Annotated in this window: 14 protein-coding genes and 1 pseudogene; 4 read left to right on the top strand and 11 right to left on the bottom strand. The window is 61.7% G+C overall.

Annotated elements, in window-relative coordinates; all coding sequences use genetic code 11:
- Positions 1–643, top strand: a pseudogene (locus B0T39_RS14860) (hypothetical protein); the annotation flags it as partial.
- Positions 644–787: 144 nt separating this feature from the next.
- Here B0T39_RS14860 and B0T39_RS14855 read toward each other — a convergent pair.
- From B0T39_RS14855 to B0T39_RS14825, 7 genes are all read right to left on the bottom strand, one after another.
- Positions 788–1,264 carry an FKBP-type peptidyl-prolyl cis-trans isomerase gene (locus B0T39_RS14855; RefSeq protein ID WP_081547933.1) on the bottom strand — a complete coding sequence of 159 codons (477 nt, stop codon included), beginning with the start codon at positions 1,262–1,264 and terminating at the stop codon, positions 788–790.
- A gap of 238 nt (positions 1,265–1,502) precedes the next feature.
- Entirely contained in the window at positions 1,503–1,712 is a 210-nt protein-coding gene (locus B0T39_RS14850; protein WP_081547917.1) for a hypothetical protein, read from the bottom strand.
- Complete coding sequence (locus tag B0T39_RS14845; protein ID WP_081547915.1) at positions 1,712–2,038, bottom strand: hypothetical protein; 327 nt, start codon at positions 2,036–2,038, stop codon at positions 1,712–1,714. The genes B0T39_RS14850 and B0T39_RS14845 overlap by 1 nt, the downstream gene beginning before the upstream one ends.
- A complete protein-coding gene (locus B0T39_RS14840; protein ID WP_217806256.1) occupies positions 2,035–2,646 on the bottom strand; it encodes a hypothetical protein in 612 nt (203 codons plus the stop codon). The genes B0T39_RS14845 and B0T39_RS14840 overlap by 4 nt, the downstream gene beginning before the upstream one ends.
- A gap of 2 nt (positions 2,647–2,648) precedes the next feature.
- Complete coding sequence (locus tag B0T39_RS14835; RefSeq protein ID WP_081547913.1) at positions 2,649–3,170, bottom strand: PAAR domain-containing protein; 522 nt, start codon at positions 3,168–3,170, stop codon at positions 2,649–2,651.
- Between the two features lie 173 nt (positions 3,171–3,343).
- A complete protein-coding gene (locus B0T39_RS14830) occupies positions 3,344–3,865 on the bottom strand; it encodes a hypothetical protein (RefSeq protein WP_081547911.1) in 522 nt (173 codons plus the stop codon).
- 408 nt (positions 3,866–4,273) lie between these two features.
- Positions 4,274–5,209, bottom strand: coding sequence for a LysR family transcriptional regulator (locus B0T39_RS14825; RefSeq protein WP_043634192.1), 936 nt, complete (start codon positions 5,207–5,209; stop codon positions 4,274–4,276).
- A gap of 94 nt (positions 5,210–5,303) precedes the next feature.
- Between B0T39_RS14825 and B0T39_RS14820 the strand changes: the two genes are divergently transcribed.
- The gene (locus B0T39_RS14820; RefSeq protein ID WP_081547909.1) at positions 5,304–6,077 is read left to right on the top strand and encodes an NAD(P)H-dependent oxidoreductase; all 774 of its coding nucleotides are present in this window, start codon (positions 5,304–5,306) and stop codon (positions 6,075–6,077) included.
- A gap of 6 nt (positions 6,078–6,083) precedes the next feature.
- Here B0T39_RS14820 and B0T39_RS14815 read toward each other — a convergent pair whose 3' ends face one another.
- Entirely contained in the window at positions 6,084–8,039 is a 1,956-nt protein-coding gene (locus tag B0T39_RS14815; RefSeq protein ID WP_081547907.1) for an oxidoreductase, read from the bottom strand.
- A gap of 137 nt (positions 8,040–8,176) precedes the next feature.
- Here B0T39_RS14815 and B0T39_RS14810 point away from each other — a divergent pair, with 137 nt between their 5' ends.
- Together B0T39_RS14810 and B0T39_RS14805 are read left to right on the top strand one after the other, a co-directional pair.
- Entirely contained in the window at positions 8,177–8,761 is a 585-nt protein-coding gene (locus tag B0T39_RS14810) for a cupin domain-containing protein (RefSeq protein ID WP_081576009.1), read from the top strand.
- A gap of 407 nt (positions 8,762–9,168) precedes the next feature.
- Complete coding sequence (locus B0T39_RS14805) at positions 9,169–10,203, top strand: ABC transporter substrate-binding protein (protein WP_081547905.1); 1,035 nt, start codon at positions 9,169–9,171, stop codon at positions 10,201–10,203.
- Positions 10,204–10,257: 54 nt separating this feature from the next.
- On the opposite strand, the gene B0T39_RS26405 is transcribed toward B0T39_RS14805, so the two are convergent.
- From B0T39_RS26405 to B0T39_RS14790, 3 genes are all read right to left on the bottom strand, one after another.
- Entirely contained in the window at positions 10,258–11,688 is a 1,431-nt protein-coding gene (locus B0T39_RS26405) for a carbohydrate-binding protein (RefSeq protein WP_081547903.1), read from the bottom strand.
- A gap of 67 nt (positions 11,689–11,755) precedes the next feature.
- Complete coding sequence (locus B0T39_RS14795) at positions 11,756–12,388, bottom strand: lytic polysaccharide monooxygenase auxiliary activity family 9 protein (protein ID WP_081547901.1); 633 nt, start codon at positions 12,386–12,388, stop codon at positions 11,756–11,758.
- 103 nt (positions 12,389–12,491) lie between these two features.
- Complete coding sequence (locus tag B0T39_RS14790) at positions 12,492–13,316, bottom strand: nucleotidyltransferase domain-containing protein (RefSeq protein WP_081547899.1); 825 nt, start codon at positions 13,314–13,316, stop codon at positions 12,492–12,494.
- Positions 13,317–13,381: the final 65 nt, after the last annotated feature.

The following is a 13,381-nucleotide window of genomic DNA, read 5'->3' as shown; positions in this document are numbered from 1 at the left end:
ATACCACCAGCAGTGTTTGCGGCACGCTATCGCCAGCAGCGGACCACCGAACTATCAAGCAGTACCACTACCATGCAAACCTAGGACTTCTCTCCTTATCGCTGGTATGGCTGGAGGGGGAAGATCAAACCGTCACCACGACTACATAGCAAAGGGTGACGAGAAACGCCACAAAGCATCTCAACAGTTCTTTGAGAAGTTGGGCATGCTTGCACTGCTTGGAGACCATGAAGTGCACTCGTTGCTTTCAAATGCCTGCAAGCGTCTTATGTCAGTTCATCAGTCTTACGACAATTTCTACAACGAACCGCCGTTTGCCGAGAGGTTATTGCAACTCTCTGGGCAGGTTGCCACACCTGACACCGTGAAAGAGGAACTGGTGGAAGCGGTCGTTACCTGCGCCTCTGGAAATCCTTATGGCGTATCTACTGCTGCAGTATCCTACCTTCACAAGATGATTAAGAACTTCTCACCCAGCGAGGTTGAAATCATGCTTAGCCTGCCGGCGAAGAAATGCGTATTGGGAGAACGACTTAAGGCCTCTGCATCATGCCGTGCCAGGTACAAGGCGCTTGTGCAACTTATTGATGCCTCGTCAGTCCCCGCAAAGGCGGGGACTGCATACGCGCACTGGATCAAGTAGCCACTACTTTTGACTGCTAGCAGCCCCCTGCTCTATTCACCTCCTCCTCATCTCAGCAACCAATCACCACCCAAACCGCCAGACTCCAGACAAAACAAAGCCCTCCCAAATGGGGAGGGCTTTGTCTGAATGAAGCGGGGGAAATCAGTGCTGATGCCCGTGCTCGCCATGCACATGCTGGTGAGCGATTTCCTCGGCCGTTGCCGCGCGCACATCCACCACTTTGACGACAAAGCGCAGGGTTTTGCCGCACAGCGGGTGGTTGCCATCCAACAATACCGTGGGGCCTTTGATCTTGGTGACGAAGTAGTAACGCGGCTCGCCGTCCGGGCCGATGCGCTGGATTTGGCCGCCTACCTTGACGCCGGGCGGGAAGTCCGACTTGGGCATGGTGGTGACCAGGGCTTCGTCGCGTTCACCGAAGGTGTCTTCGGTAGCCAGTTCCAGCGTGGTTTGAAAACCCGATTCCTGGCCTTCCAGCGCAGCTTCCAGCTTGGCGAACAGGTTGTCGTAATCGCCGTGCAGGTAGGAGACAGGCTTCTTGCCATCGTCGTAAACCAGGCCCTGGCTGTCGGTGACTTTCATGCGCAGGGTAACGGCGGTGTTGGCGGTGATTTTCATGGCGGGCAATAACAAAAAAATGGAAGCGGGAAGGTTCTCAGTTCAGCGAGGGAGTGTCAACCGAAACGCCCCGGTTTGCTGGATATGGATGCAGCTATTTTCTGGCGAAGCCCTCCCCGGCTCCCCCTTCATTGCGCGGCGCGCCTCCATGGTAAGGCTTCCAATGCGCCGGCATCACAGCACACGGCCTCTCAGATAGCTGCCTGATCATCAGGGGAGCGACAATGACTCAATAAAATCAATACCTCACAGCATTGATAAAGTACGTTCCAACAAAATGTAGCATCGGCATGAACAGCAAGCACCCCATTGCCAGCCAGACATGCTGCTTGGACTCCCGCACCCTTCGGGAAAGACCACACAAGAAAACGCTCAAGCAGATCAAAGCCAATGTGCCAAATAGATCACTATCGGCTAATACCGCCAGATAAGAGGAGAGATCGTCCATCACTTTCCATTCTCAATCCAGCCAATACCTTTCTCCGGGCAGATGACAATCAACTTTTTATACCATGCCATATCCGCCGTTACTTCACCAAAAGAAAAGCTGCCTTCTTTTATATAGAAACATTGATCTCCTTTTTTTACTTCAAAGCTTGCCTTGTTTAGTTCCGAAGATTCATAAACCTTGGTCGGCGTAGCGCTCATGATCTCAAATTTTTGTAGTTCCAGATGCTCTCCCCAAAAGCTGGGATCCTGACGCATAAAATAGAATGAGGTAGCAGCAACAGCAACAGCAGCTACAATCAAGTTAATAATCAAGGTTTTTTTCATTTCTTTGGATATAACTCTTTCTTTACGGTTCGATTGGATTTTTCGATAATAACGAGCAACTCGGCTGGAGCCACTGGAAAGGGTATCCAGCGCGGGTCATGAGCCAAGATGTTGATTAACTCCAAAACATCGGCCACATTGGATGAGCAACTGTTGCTGAACAGGCTATAAGAAGTTTCGTTCGGATGCTTGCGTTTGAACTCTCTATCAACTTTAACCCGCCGCTCCAATTCATTCTTTACAATATCTTTCTCTCTTTCGGAAACGGAGAGATAGACACCCACATTGTCACGCCAGCGGTTGCCGCCGACATTGATAGAGTCATTTGCCCGCTGAATTACACCGCCGTTAAGATAGGTGTTCTTATCCGTTTTCACATACTCTTCATGTGCTCGGCTATAAACTTGACCATCAATGACGACAGCGGCATGCCCCCACTGAGAACCCATGCTGCGCATCCTTGAGTCACTGATGATAACCTCGATCAGCTCCCGCTTTAACAGCACCTTTTTGATTTCATCGTTCGTAGTCGGCGTTGAACTGCGTTTGCTTACCAGAAATAAGTCCTTGCCGCTCGGCGACTTGATGGTTTGACTCGGTCCCACCACAATCAGCCCTCCAGAAAAATGCTGAGTTCTTCCGACTCAACCGTAGCTTTTGTAAGATGAGTATGCCCTTCATCGTCGGTAACGCCATGCTCGACTTTTCCATCCGCTCGCACAATGGCGTATTGATGATTAGCCAGAGGCAAGCCGGACACCTCATCCATAATCTGAAACTTTTCATTGAACATCTGAAGTAAAGTAGCGCCAGTAGCTGCCAAAGCTGCGCCAACTCCGACACCTGACACGGAGGAGTCGCTGCTTTCATACGAGCGACCCACTTCTGGCATGGTGGAAATCAATGTCGCTCCGCAGCTGACCTTGTGTCCCTCCAACGCTACCCCCTTACCGTTTACGATCCAAGTTAGGTCCCCTTCGACAATGACACAGTTCACATGCCCCTGCTGCGGACAGCTGACGGAGTCGCCGTACAAAGCAACCGGCTTACCAAACAAAACCGTAGTTGACGCAGCGCTGGTGACAAAGCCGCCGTGATCGGTTGGATCCCCCAGCCTGATAACTCGCTTCATTGATCTGCCTTACGGAAAAGTAAATCTGTCACTTTAGATTGCATTCGCTTTCAAAAGAACTGTCCTTTGGTCCATCACCAAGGGAAACTCTTCAACGCTTCGAGAAAAAGCGGAGTACGGAGGGAGCCCCTGTCGACCCCATTAGGAGCTCCCCCACTTTTACACCAGAAGAATTAGCTCTTCTTCTTCCGCCCCAGCCTCCGCGGCAAGGCTTCCAACTCATCCAGGCTGAGATGGAGGCGGTTCACCGCCTCCACATGCCTCGGCAGGTCCACCTGCTCCACTCCCAGGTTCAACAACAACTCCAGATAGTTGAAGAAGCTCTTGCACATGCGGCGGCGGTGGCCACGTTGGCTGAAATCCATATCGCTGGCGATGCGGAACAGCAGGCCGCGCGCGGAGTGCTGGCGGTTGATTTTCAGCATCTGCGCCAAGTGAGCCGCGTACTGATGGCCCAAGGCGCGGGCTTCACATTCATCCTTGGCTTCGGCCGGCTGCCAGTAATGCGGATAGGTGCGGCCTTTGATGCGGCGGATGAAGGGCAGGCTGAGGTCTTTGGCGTGGGGGCCGGCAAACCGGTAGCGGGAACGCGGGCCTAGCGGCGGGAGTGGAGAGGCGTCCTGATGGACGTCTTGAGTTTCAGTAGCGGACGAAGTGAGTTCGATGCCTAGCACCGGACGGACTGGCTTTACCATTTGCAACCTCCTGAGCAGAAGGGCCCGGCCGCAAGGCGGCAGGGCGGGCACATGACAAGAGTTAGCCTACCGGTGAGTTCTTACGAAAGCCGGCGCGCCCGCGAGGGCGCCACTTGCCATGGCCCGCCCGAATAGGCAAAGCAATGGCAGCGGATACGCTGTGGAAACAGCGCATCCGCAGTAAGAACTCATAAGCGGGAGGCTAATCCCGAGCGCCGCGATTGTTGCGGCGCGGGGGCTATTGTTGGGGAGGAGCGGGAGGGCGTCAAGCCGGCGGGGTCCGACAAGACAAGAGTAGCCGTGCATCGAGTGCAGTCGGTGGCAAGCCATGTACCCTAAACATCATCCGCGTAGCGGATTCAATGTCTTGAACAATATTTCCGATCAGAAAAGGTCGTAAACAGGTTCTTAAGAGAGAGGCACCGCATCCGCCGCCGACCCCGCCTGAGCATTAACCAGGGTAACAATGAAGTCCCGCATCCAGCGATGGCCGGGGTGCTGCTGGGTGCGGTCATGCCAGACCATGCCCACTTCAAAGCTTTCCGTGGGCAGCGGAAACTCCACTTGCTTCAGCGCGTCGCCGCGGTCTTGCACCAGGCGCTGCGGCACCAGCGCGACAAAGTCGGACTGCGCCACCATTTCCGGCACAAACAGGAAGGACGCGGCGGACAAGACCACGTTGCGGCGCAGGCCCAGCGCCGCTAGCGTGCGGTCCACCGGGGTGAAGAAGCCGTTGCCGTCCAAGGACACGATGACGTGGTCCAGCGCCGCGTATTCTTCCACGCTCAGCCCCTCCTTCAGGGCGGGGTGGTCGCGGCGGCCAATCAGCACATAGTGTTCGTCAAACAGCCGGCAGCTGTTCAGTTTGGACGGGGCGGCCGGCGGGGTGAGCAGCGCCAGGTCCAGATCGCCCTGCTCCAGCTGCGCCTCTAGCCGGTGCGGGTCCAGCGTGCGCACCGCCACCCGCACGCCGGGCGCGCTTTTGTGCAGTTCCCGCGCCAGCGGGATCAGCAGCGCGGCTTGCAGGTAATCCGTGCAGGCGATAGCCACGGTGAGGTCCGCGCTGGCCGGTTCAAAGTCCTGGTGTCCGGCCACGGTGGCGCGCACTTCGTTCAGCGCCTTGCGCAAGGGCTCGAACATTTCCAGCGCCTTGGCCGTGGGGTACATGCCGCGGTGGACGGTCACCAGCAGCGGATCGTCAAACAATTCGCGCAGGCGGTTCAATTGCGCGCTCACCGCCGGCTGGCTCAAGCTCAGCCGCGCGGCCGCGCGCGTCACGTTCTGTTCCACCAGCAAGGCTTCCAGCGTTACCAGCAGATTGAGGTCGAGTCGTTTGGTATCCATCTGATGAATAGTAAGCAATAAAAACCGTGATTTCACGAATTGTTGACCACGCGTCAGACTGACGGCTTTCCACCTTTAAACGCTTGGAGGCCGCATGAACCGACACGCCCTGATCATCCACGCCCACCCGGACCCGGCGTCGCTAACCGCCCAATTCGCCGCGCTGGCGCGGCAGACCTTGCAACAGCAGGGCTGCGAGGTCATGGAGTCCGATCTCTACGCAATGGGCTGGAAAGCCGGAGCCGACGCGCAGGATTTCCCGGACCGGCTCAACCCGCGGCGGCTGTTCCTGATCTCCGAATCCCAGCACGCTTACGCCAACGGCCGGCAGAGCGCCGATGTGGCGGCCGAACAGCAAAAACTGCTGGCGGCGGACTTGGTGATCATGCTGTTTCCGCTGTGGTGGTACGGCTTGCCCGCTTTACTCAAGGGTTGGATTGACCGAGTCTACGCTTACGGCTTCGCCTATGGCTATCGCAACGAAGGCAACCGCTGGCGCTACGGCGACGGCGCGCTGAGCGGCAAGCGCGCGATGCTGGCCGCGATGGTGGGCGGGCCGGAGCGGGACTACGGTCCGCGCGGCATCAACGGGCCGCTGGAGCAACTGTTGTTTCCCGTGACACATGGCTGCCTGTTCTACCCCGGCATGGAGGTGCTGCCCACCCATGCGGTGTACGACGCCAACCGTCTTTCCGCCACCGATATGGATGCGGCCAAGGACGCCTGGCGGCGGAGGCTGCTTGGGGTGTGGGATGAAGCACCGATTCCCTTCCGCCGCCAGAACGGCGGCGATTACCCGGACGGCCACACTTTGGGCAAGCAGGTCGCCGCCTGCGCCAGCGGCCTGACGGCGCATATCGCCGGCTGACGGCAGCTACAAACGCCAGCCCAGCCGCATGCCTTCATAGATGGCTTCTTCCGCGGTGCGCGGCGCCAGGCAATCGCCTATGGCGTGCAGTTCGGCGCCGCAGCCGCTCAATTCCTCCAATAAACCATCCTCGGCCTGGTGCCCCTGACACAGCACCAGGCAGTCCACATCGCTTTCCACCATGGCTTCCTCGCTGGCGGTGTGCAGCAGATACACGCTGTCGTCGTCGTGACCGTACAGCCGCGCGTACGGCGTTACCGCCACGCCGGCGCGCTGCAGTTGGCCGGCCAGGTGGTCGCGCACATACATTTGCAGCGCTTCGCCGGCGTGGGTGCCGTTGACCGCCAGCCTCACCTGGTGGCCGGCGGCGGCCAGCCGCAGCGCGATGCCGGGGCCAATCCAGTCGCAGCGCCAATCCGCCACCAACACCTTGCCCCCTCTCACCGCTTCGCCGCGCAGCACTTGCCAGGCGTCCAGCACTTGCATTGCGCCGCCGCCTTCCAGCGCCGGCCAGCGCGGCCGCGCGCCGGTGGCCACCACTACTGCGTCCGGGGCCAGCCGCCGCACTAGTTCGCGGTCCACCCTGACGTTGCGCCTCACTTCCACGCCAGCCAGTTGCAGCTCCCGTTCCAGATTGGTGATCAGGCCGCCGAACTCGGCGCGGCCGGGCAGCAGTTGCGCCAGCAGCGCCTGGCCGCCCAGTTGCGGGCCCGCTTCGTACAGGCTGACCTGATGGCCGCGCTGCGCCGCGATCACCGCCGCCTTCATGCCGGCCGGGCCGCCGCCGGCCACCAGCACTCGCCGCGGCGCGGCGGCTGGCCGCAGTTCGCCGTATTCCAGTTCGCGGCCGCTTTGCGGGTGTTGGATGCAGGAGATGGGCAGGCCGCGGTGGAAGCGGCCGATACAGGCCTGGTTGCAGCCTATGCAGGCGCGGATGTCGTCATGCCGGCCCTGCTCGGCCTTGGCCGGCAGTTCCGGGTCACAGATCAGCGCGCGGGTCATGCCGCAGCCGTCGGCCTGCCCGCCGGCCAATAGTTGTTCTGCTTCCTGCGGCTGATTGATGCGCCCGGCCAGCAACACCGGGATGCTCAGCGCGCGCTTGAAGCGCGCCGCTTGCGCGGCCAGGTAGGCGGCCGGCAACGCCATCGGCGGCGCGATGTGGATGGCCGCGCCCAGGGTGGCGGAGCTGCCGGCCACCAGGCTGACGTAGTCCAGTTCGCTCTCCAGCGCCCGCGTCGCCGCCAGCGCCAGCTCGGCGTCCATCCCCTCGCCTTCTTCCTCGCCGGCGGAAATGCGCAGACCCACCACAAAGCCAGGCCCGCCGCCGGCACGGGCGGCGGCCACCGCTTCGCGCAGGAAGCGCAGCCGGCCGGCGTCGTCGCCGCCATAGCCGTCTTGGCGGCGGTTGACTTGGGGGTTGAGGAATTGCGCCGGCAAATAGCCGTGACTGGCGACGATCTCGGCGCCGTCCACGCCGGCGGCGCGCAGCCGCCGCGCGGCCGCGCCGTAGCCGGCGATGATGTCGTCTATCATTTCGCGGCTCAGCGCGCGCGGCTGCACGTGGAAGCGCTCGCTGGGCGTCGCCGAGGGCGCGTAGGCCACGCTCAGCAGGCCGTCGGCGCTTTCCATGATTTCGCGGCCGGGGTGGAACAGCTGGGCAAACAGCTTGCAGCCTTCGGCGTGCACGGCCTCGGCCAGTTGACGGTAGCCGGGCACGCAGCTGTCGTCGGTGGCCATCAAGGCGCGCGAGGTGTAGCGCGCGGTTTCGTGAACGCCGGAGACTTGCAGCACGATCAGGCCGACGCCGCCGCGCGCCCGCGCCCGGTGGTAGGCCACCAGCGCCGGGCTGACCCGGCCATCCTCCGGCAGCACGGTGTCGTGGCCGGTGGACATGATACGATTCTTCAGCAGCGCCGGGCCGATGCGCAGCGGGGAGAACAGCAAGGGGAACAAGGTGCTCATCGCGTGGACCTTTGATCGGGTTGGCGGACGCCATCGCAGTGGCGCTTTGATTTTGCTTAAATTAAAATTTATTGCAAATTTTTTTAATAAAATACAAGTCAGAACCGCGAACACACGCCGCGGCACAGGATTTCATCGTGAGCAAAAACGCAACATCCGCCGCCGAGGCCCCGCTGCAGCTGGGCGCCCGCATCCGCCAACTGCGCAAGCGCCAGGGCCTGACGCTGAGCCGGCTGGCCGAAACCAGCGGCCTGTCCGTGGGCCACATCAGCCTGATAGAACGCGAGCTGGCCCAGCCGTCCATCAACGCGCTGGTCAATATCGCGCGCAGCCTGGGGGTGACCGTGCAATGGTTTTTCAACGACTCCGCCGAGCAGGCCGAGGATGAGAAGGACTACATCGTGCGCCGCGAGCAGCGGCCGCGGCTGGACTACCAGAGCGGCTTCGTCGACCACTTGCTGACGCCCCGGAACCAGCGCCAGCTGGAGATGATCCATTGCCTGATCCCGCCCGGCGCCAGCTGCGACGAGGGTTACAGCCACAACGGAGAGGAAGCCGGCTTCGTGCTCAAGGGCTCGCTGGAGTTGTTTGTGGGCGAGCGCCAGTTTCATCTGGAACAGGGCGACAGTTTCGCCTATTCCAGCAGCGAGCCGCACCGCTACCGCAACCCGGGCAGCGGCGAGACCATTGTGATCTGGGTGATTACTCCGCCCAGCTTCTGAGAACCAGGCCAAAGTCTGCTGCGCTTCAGCGATACGGCGTTGAAACCATCTTCAGAATGCTCATGTACCATTTGTACATTCCGCTTCCTCAGCCGTTTTCGCCTTGTCTCGCTCTTGCTCGCGAGACTTTGAACAGGCTCTGAGAACTTGTTTACGATCTGCTGCGCGTCGGCGATACGGCGTTGAAAACGAGCTCAAAATGTTCACGTCCCCAGCAAAGCCGCTCCCTCAGCGGCTTTCGTCTTTTCCCGCGCGGGCTTGCGCAGCGCCCGGCCCGCTCAAAGCCTGCCGCTGCCGCAACAATTTTTTAATAAAATCAAAATAAATTTTACAGTTTTTTGATCGCTTCCTAGACTGTCCCGGCCGGCGCGGATAAGCCGGCCACGCAGCATCAGAGGAGACCGATCATGAAATTGACGCATCTGAGCATCGCCGCCAGCCTGCTGGCCGGCGGCGTCGCCTCCGCCAGCGAACTGGTGGTGGTGTCCTACGGCGGCGAGAACCAGGCGGCGCAATCGCGCGCCTATTACGCGCCCTATCAACGCCAAAGCGGCGTGCGCATCGTCGCGGACGCCTGGAACGGCGAGTTCGCCAAGATCAAGGCGATGGCGGCCACTGGCCGCGCGCGCTGGGACGCAGTGGAGGTGGACGCCGCGGCGCAGGGGCGCGGCTGTGAGGAGGGCCTGCTGGAGAGGCTGGATTACAAGCGGATAGGCGACAAGGCGGACTTTGTGCCCGGCGCGGCCCAGCCCTGCGCTATCGGCATGTTCCTGGCCTCCATGGTGCTGGCTTACAACGAGGACAAGCTGAAAACCGCGCCGCAAAGCTGGCGCGATTTCTGGGATGTGAAGCGCTTCCCCGGCAAGCGGGCTTTGCGCCGCGGCGCGCCCTACACGCTGGAGATCGCGCTGCTGGCGGACGGTGTGCTGCCGGCCCAGGTCTACAAGACCTTATCCACGCCGGCCGGGGTGGACCGCGCCTTTCGCAAGCTGGATCAGCTCAAGCCTTATATCCAGTGGTGGGAGAGCGGTGCGCAGCCGCCGCAATACTTGTTGTCCGGCGACGTGGTGATGAGTTCTTCCTACAACGGCCGCATCAGCCTGGCGCGGCGCGAGGGCCGCAAACTGCGGATGGTATGGCTCAACAACATCAGCGAGTTCAGCTATTGGGCGATTCCCAAGGGCTCGCCCAACAAGGACGAGGCGCTGAAGTTCATCGCCTTCGCCAGCCGGCCGGAACAGCAAAAGCTGTATTCGGAGCAGATGCCTTACGGCCCCAGCAATCGCAAGGCGCTTAGCCTGCTGCCAGCCGCGGTCCAGGCCGACTTGCCCAGCCACCCGGCCAATATGGCCGGCTCTCTGGCGATGGACGCCGCGTTCTGGACCGATAACGGCGAGGCGCTGGAGCAGCGCTTCGCTAGTTGGGCGGCCAAGCGGCCGTAAGAAACGCCAGCCTTGATCGGCCCGCCGCCACGACGGCGGGCCGTCAGGCTAGGCTCAGACCAGCCCCCACAGAGTGAAGGCCACATCCGGCGTCCAGCCGGGGTTGGACCGGTGCGCCTGCAGGCAGCGGTAATGCAGGCCCTGATAGCTGACGCTGTCGCCCACTTGGTAGTCGTGTTCGTTCAGCCACTCAGGAAATTCCGGCCCCGGATCGCCGCCGGTGGTGCTGGCGCTCACGCTGTTGCTGGGACCGGAGGCCTGGCCCGCGGCGTCCAGCGCGGTGACAAAGTAACGGTAGGTGGTGCCGGGCCGCAGGCCGCTATCCAGATAGTTGAGCGCGCTGGTCTCCCCAGCCGGCTGGCCGTCGCGGTTCAGCTGGTAATGCGTCACCGGCTGCTCGCCGCCTTGCGAGGCTTCCCAGCTCAGGCTGATGGCAGTGTCGCTGCGGCTGTCCACTTTGAGGTTTTGCGGCGCGCCGGGACGGCCGCCTTCGTCGCCGCCGTGGATCAGTTCGGCGTAGTCGCGGACAAAACCCCAGTCATAGGGCCGGCCTTCGGCGTTATGCCCGGCGTCCCAGTTGACGGACCAGGTCATCAAACCGCGGATGGGGTTGCCGTCGGCGGCCAAGCGGCTGAAGGCGCGGTACACCGCGCCGGGGTCCGCCACGTAGCCGGTGGCGGCGGCGTCGTTGTTGGCCGGCAAGCCGATGGCGAACTTGTCCGCCGGAATGCGCAGGAAGCCGCGGGTGCCGTTGACCAGGCTATCCGTCAGGTAGTAAAGGAAATCTTCCTTTTGTTCCTGGTTGTCCTGGGACAGCCAGGCGTTCAGTTCGTCCACCCAGACGCCGTCGCCGCCCTGGTTGTAGTACTGCGGGGCGATGAAGTCGTAGTAACCGTCCAGCGCGGCAAGATACGGCGCGTATTTGTCGCCCACTTTCAAATAGGGAAATTCCGGCGCCATGCTGATGATGAAATGCCGGCCCTGGGCGGCGTAATGGTCTTTGACCCGCTTGAGCGCCGCGGGGATCACCGCGCTGTTGTCGGCGGCGGCGATGGCGCTTTGCTCCAGGTCGATGTCCAGGCCGTCGAAGCCGTAGGTTTCCACCAGGCGGATGATTTCGTCGGCCAGCGCTTGCTCTTGCCCGGCATGCAGTTCGATGTGGGCGTCCGCGCCGCCCAGCGAGATCAACACCGCCCGCCCCTGGCGATTGAGCTCGCCCACTTGTTCGCGGAAGGCTTGATCGCTCAGATTGTAGGGTTTGAAGGTGGGAATGCCGGCGCCCTTCATGAAGGCCACCGCCACAATGTTGTAGTCGGCCGGCGCTTCCGCCAGCGGCAGGTCCGCGGATTGGCCGCCCTGATAGCCGTTGCCCGGCTCCGACGGCCAGTTGTGCCAGAAGCCCATCAAAAAGTTGCCTTCAATCTCCGGCATCAATGCGGCGTCGTCGCTCAGCGCGCGCTGTTCCGGCTTGGCGAATTGGTTCATCTGCCCTTCCTTTCATGGTGGCGACGGCGGCGGCCCAGGCCGCCGCGCGTTGCCAGAAGCGCCTTGATTAGCTGAAGTCGAAGTCGATCACTTGATAGAAGGCGTTGCCGGTGTCCGCCACTTCCCACACCGCCAGCACCACGTGGTAGCCCTGGCGTTCCGGCAGCCTGACATTGTGGATGGTGGGGTCCGGCGGCATCAGTTCGGCGCCGTGGGACCAGTACGGCTGGGCGGTCAGTTCCACTTTGTAGAAGGGCTCGGATTCGAACTGGGCGCGGCTCAGCGGCTGGTTGGGATTCCAGCCGGGCTTGGTGATGAAGTAGTTCCAGCGCCGGGTCAGATGGACGGCGTGGTAGCTCCAGTGGAATTCCTGAGTCTGGCCGGGTTTGACCGGGTGCTTGTGCCAACGCTCGGCGCTCTGCTCGTCCAGCACCGCGGCGAAGGCCTGGCCTGCGCTGGCGATCTTGCCGTCCGCCGGCGGGGCCACATTGGCCACGTCGTCCGGCGCCAGCGGGTCGCGCAGGCCGCCCGCGCCAGCGGGGAAGAATTTGCCGCCTTCCAGGCCGTTGACCTGCCAGCTTTGCAGCGAGCATTGGGCGTTGACGCCGTCCACGCAGAACTGGCCGCGCGATTCCGGCTTGAACACTTGGCCATGGCGCGGCTGTTGGCCAGGCCTGGATTCGACATTGGTGTAGCTCATCAGGATACCCCCGGGTTGATGTCAGGACGGCGGCGTCCGGCGCAAGCCGGACCGCCCGCCGCCCACATCTTATTATCCCGATGGAATGCGCAATGCTGTCCTTTCAGCTGGACACCAATTTCAGTTCATGGTCTAGCGGCCTGGCCAGACGCCACAGCGCCTGATCCAGCCTCGCGTTGTCGCCGCGGGGCTTTGGCAGTGCCGGCGCCGGTTCCGCCGCCGCTAGTGCTTGTTCAATAAAGGCGTGGATCCGCGGGCGGCGCGGTCCGCGCATGGACTCGCCGCAGGCTATCTTCACCGCCAACAGGCGGTTGATCTCAACAGCCAGTTCGGCGTCGTCCACAACGCCGGCAGCCAGTTGGGCGAAGCGCGTCGGCGGCATGCCGCGCCCGGTATCCAGCCAGCGCACCGCCAGCAAAGCCCTCAGCACGTACAGGTATTTTTTCAAGCACACGCTGTCGCCCTGCAAATGGGCGTTGAAGTTCTTGCGCGCCATCGCCAGGTAGTGCCAACGGCACTTGAGGTCCGAACGGAAGTCCGGCGCCAAACCGCGCAACAGGCGCAGGGCCTGCGGGTCCGCCCGGTACACCAGCGGCGATTGCAACCATTCGCACAGCGTGGGGTTGGAGCCTTGCAGCAGGCGCAGCGCTTTGCGCAGCTCCCAGCCGCTGATGTCCAGCTCATCGTTGATCGGCAGTTCGATCACGTCGCGCTGCGGCATCACGCGCAGATACCATTCCGGCTCGTGCACGTAGATGAAGCGCACGTCGTAGTCGCTGTCCGGCGATGGAAAGCCCCAGGCGCGGCTGCCGGATTCGCAGGCGTAGAGCACCCGCACCCGATTCCGCCGTTCCAGCGCGTCCAGTTCACGCCCCACCCGCTCGCGCATCGCGTCTTCCAGCGGGTGTTGAAATAAAAATTTTCGCATTGTCTCTGTCTCCAGGCCGCCGCAGAGCCTCCAGCTCTGTCGGCGCCTTTCTTTAGCGCGGCTAA

Origin of the sequence: Chromobacterium haemolyticum (genome assembly GCF_002081825.1) — a bacterium.
GTDB classification, from domain to species: Bacteria; Pseudomonadota; Gammaproteobacteria; order Burkholderiales; family Chromobacteriaceae; genus Chromobacterium; species Chromobacterium fluminis.
This window is presented reverse-complemented; position numbering and strand designations above follow the sequence as displayed.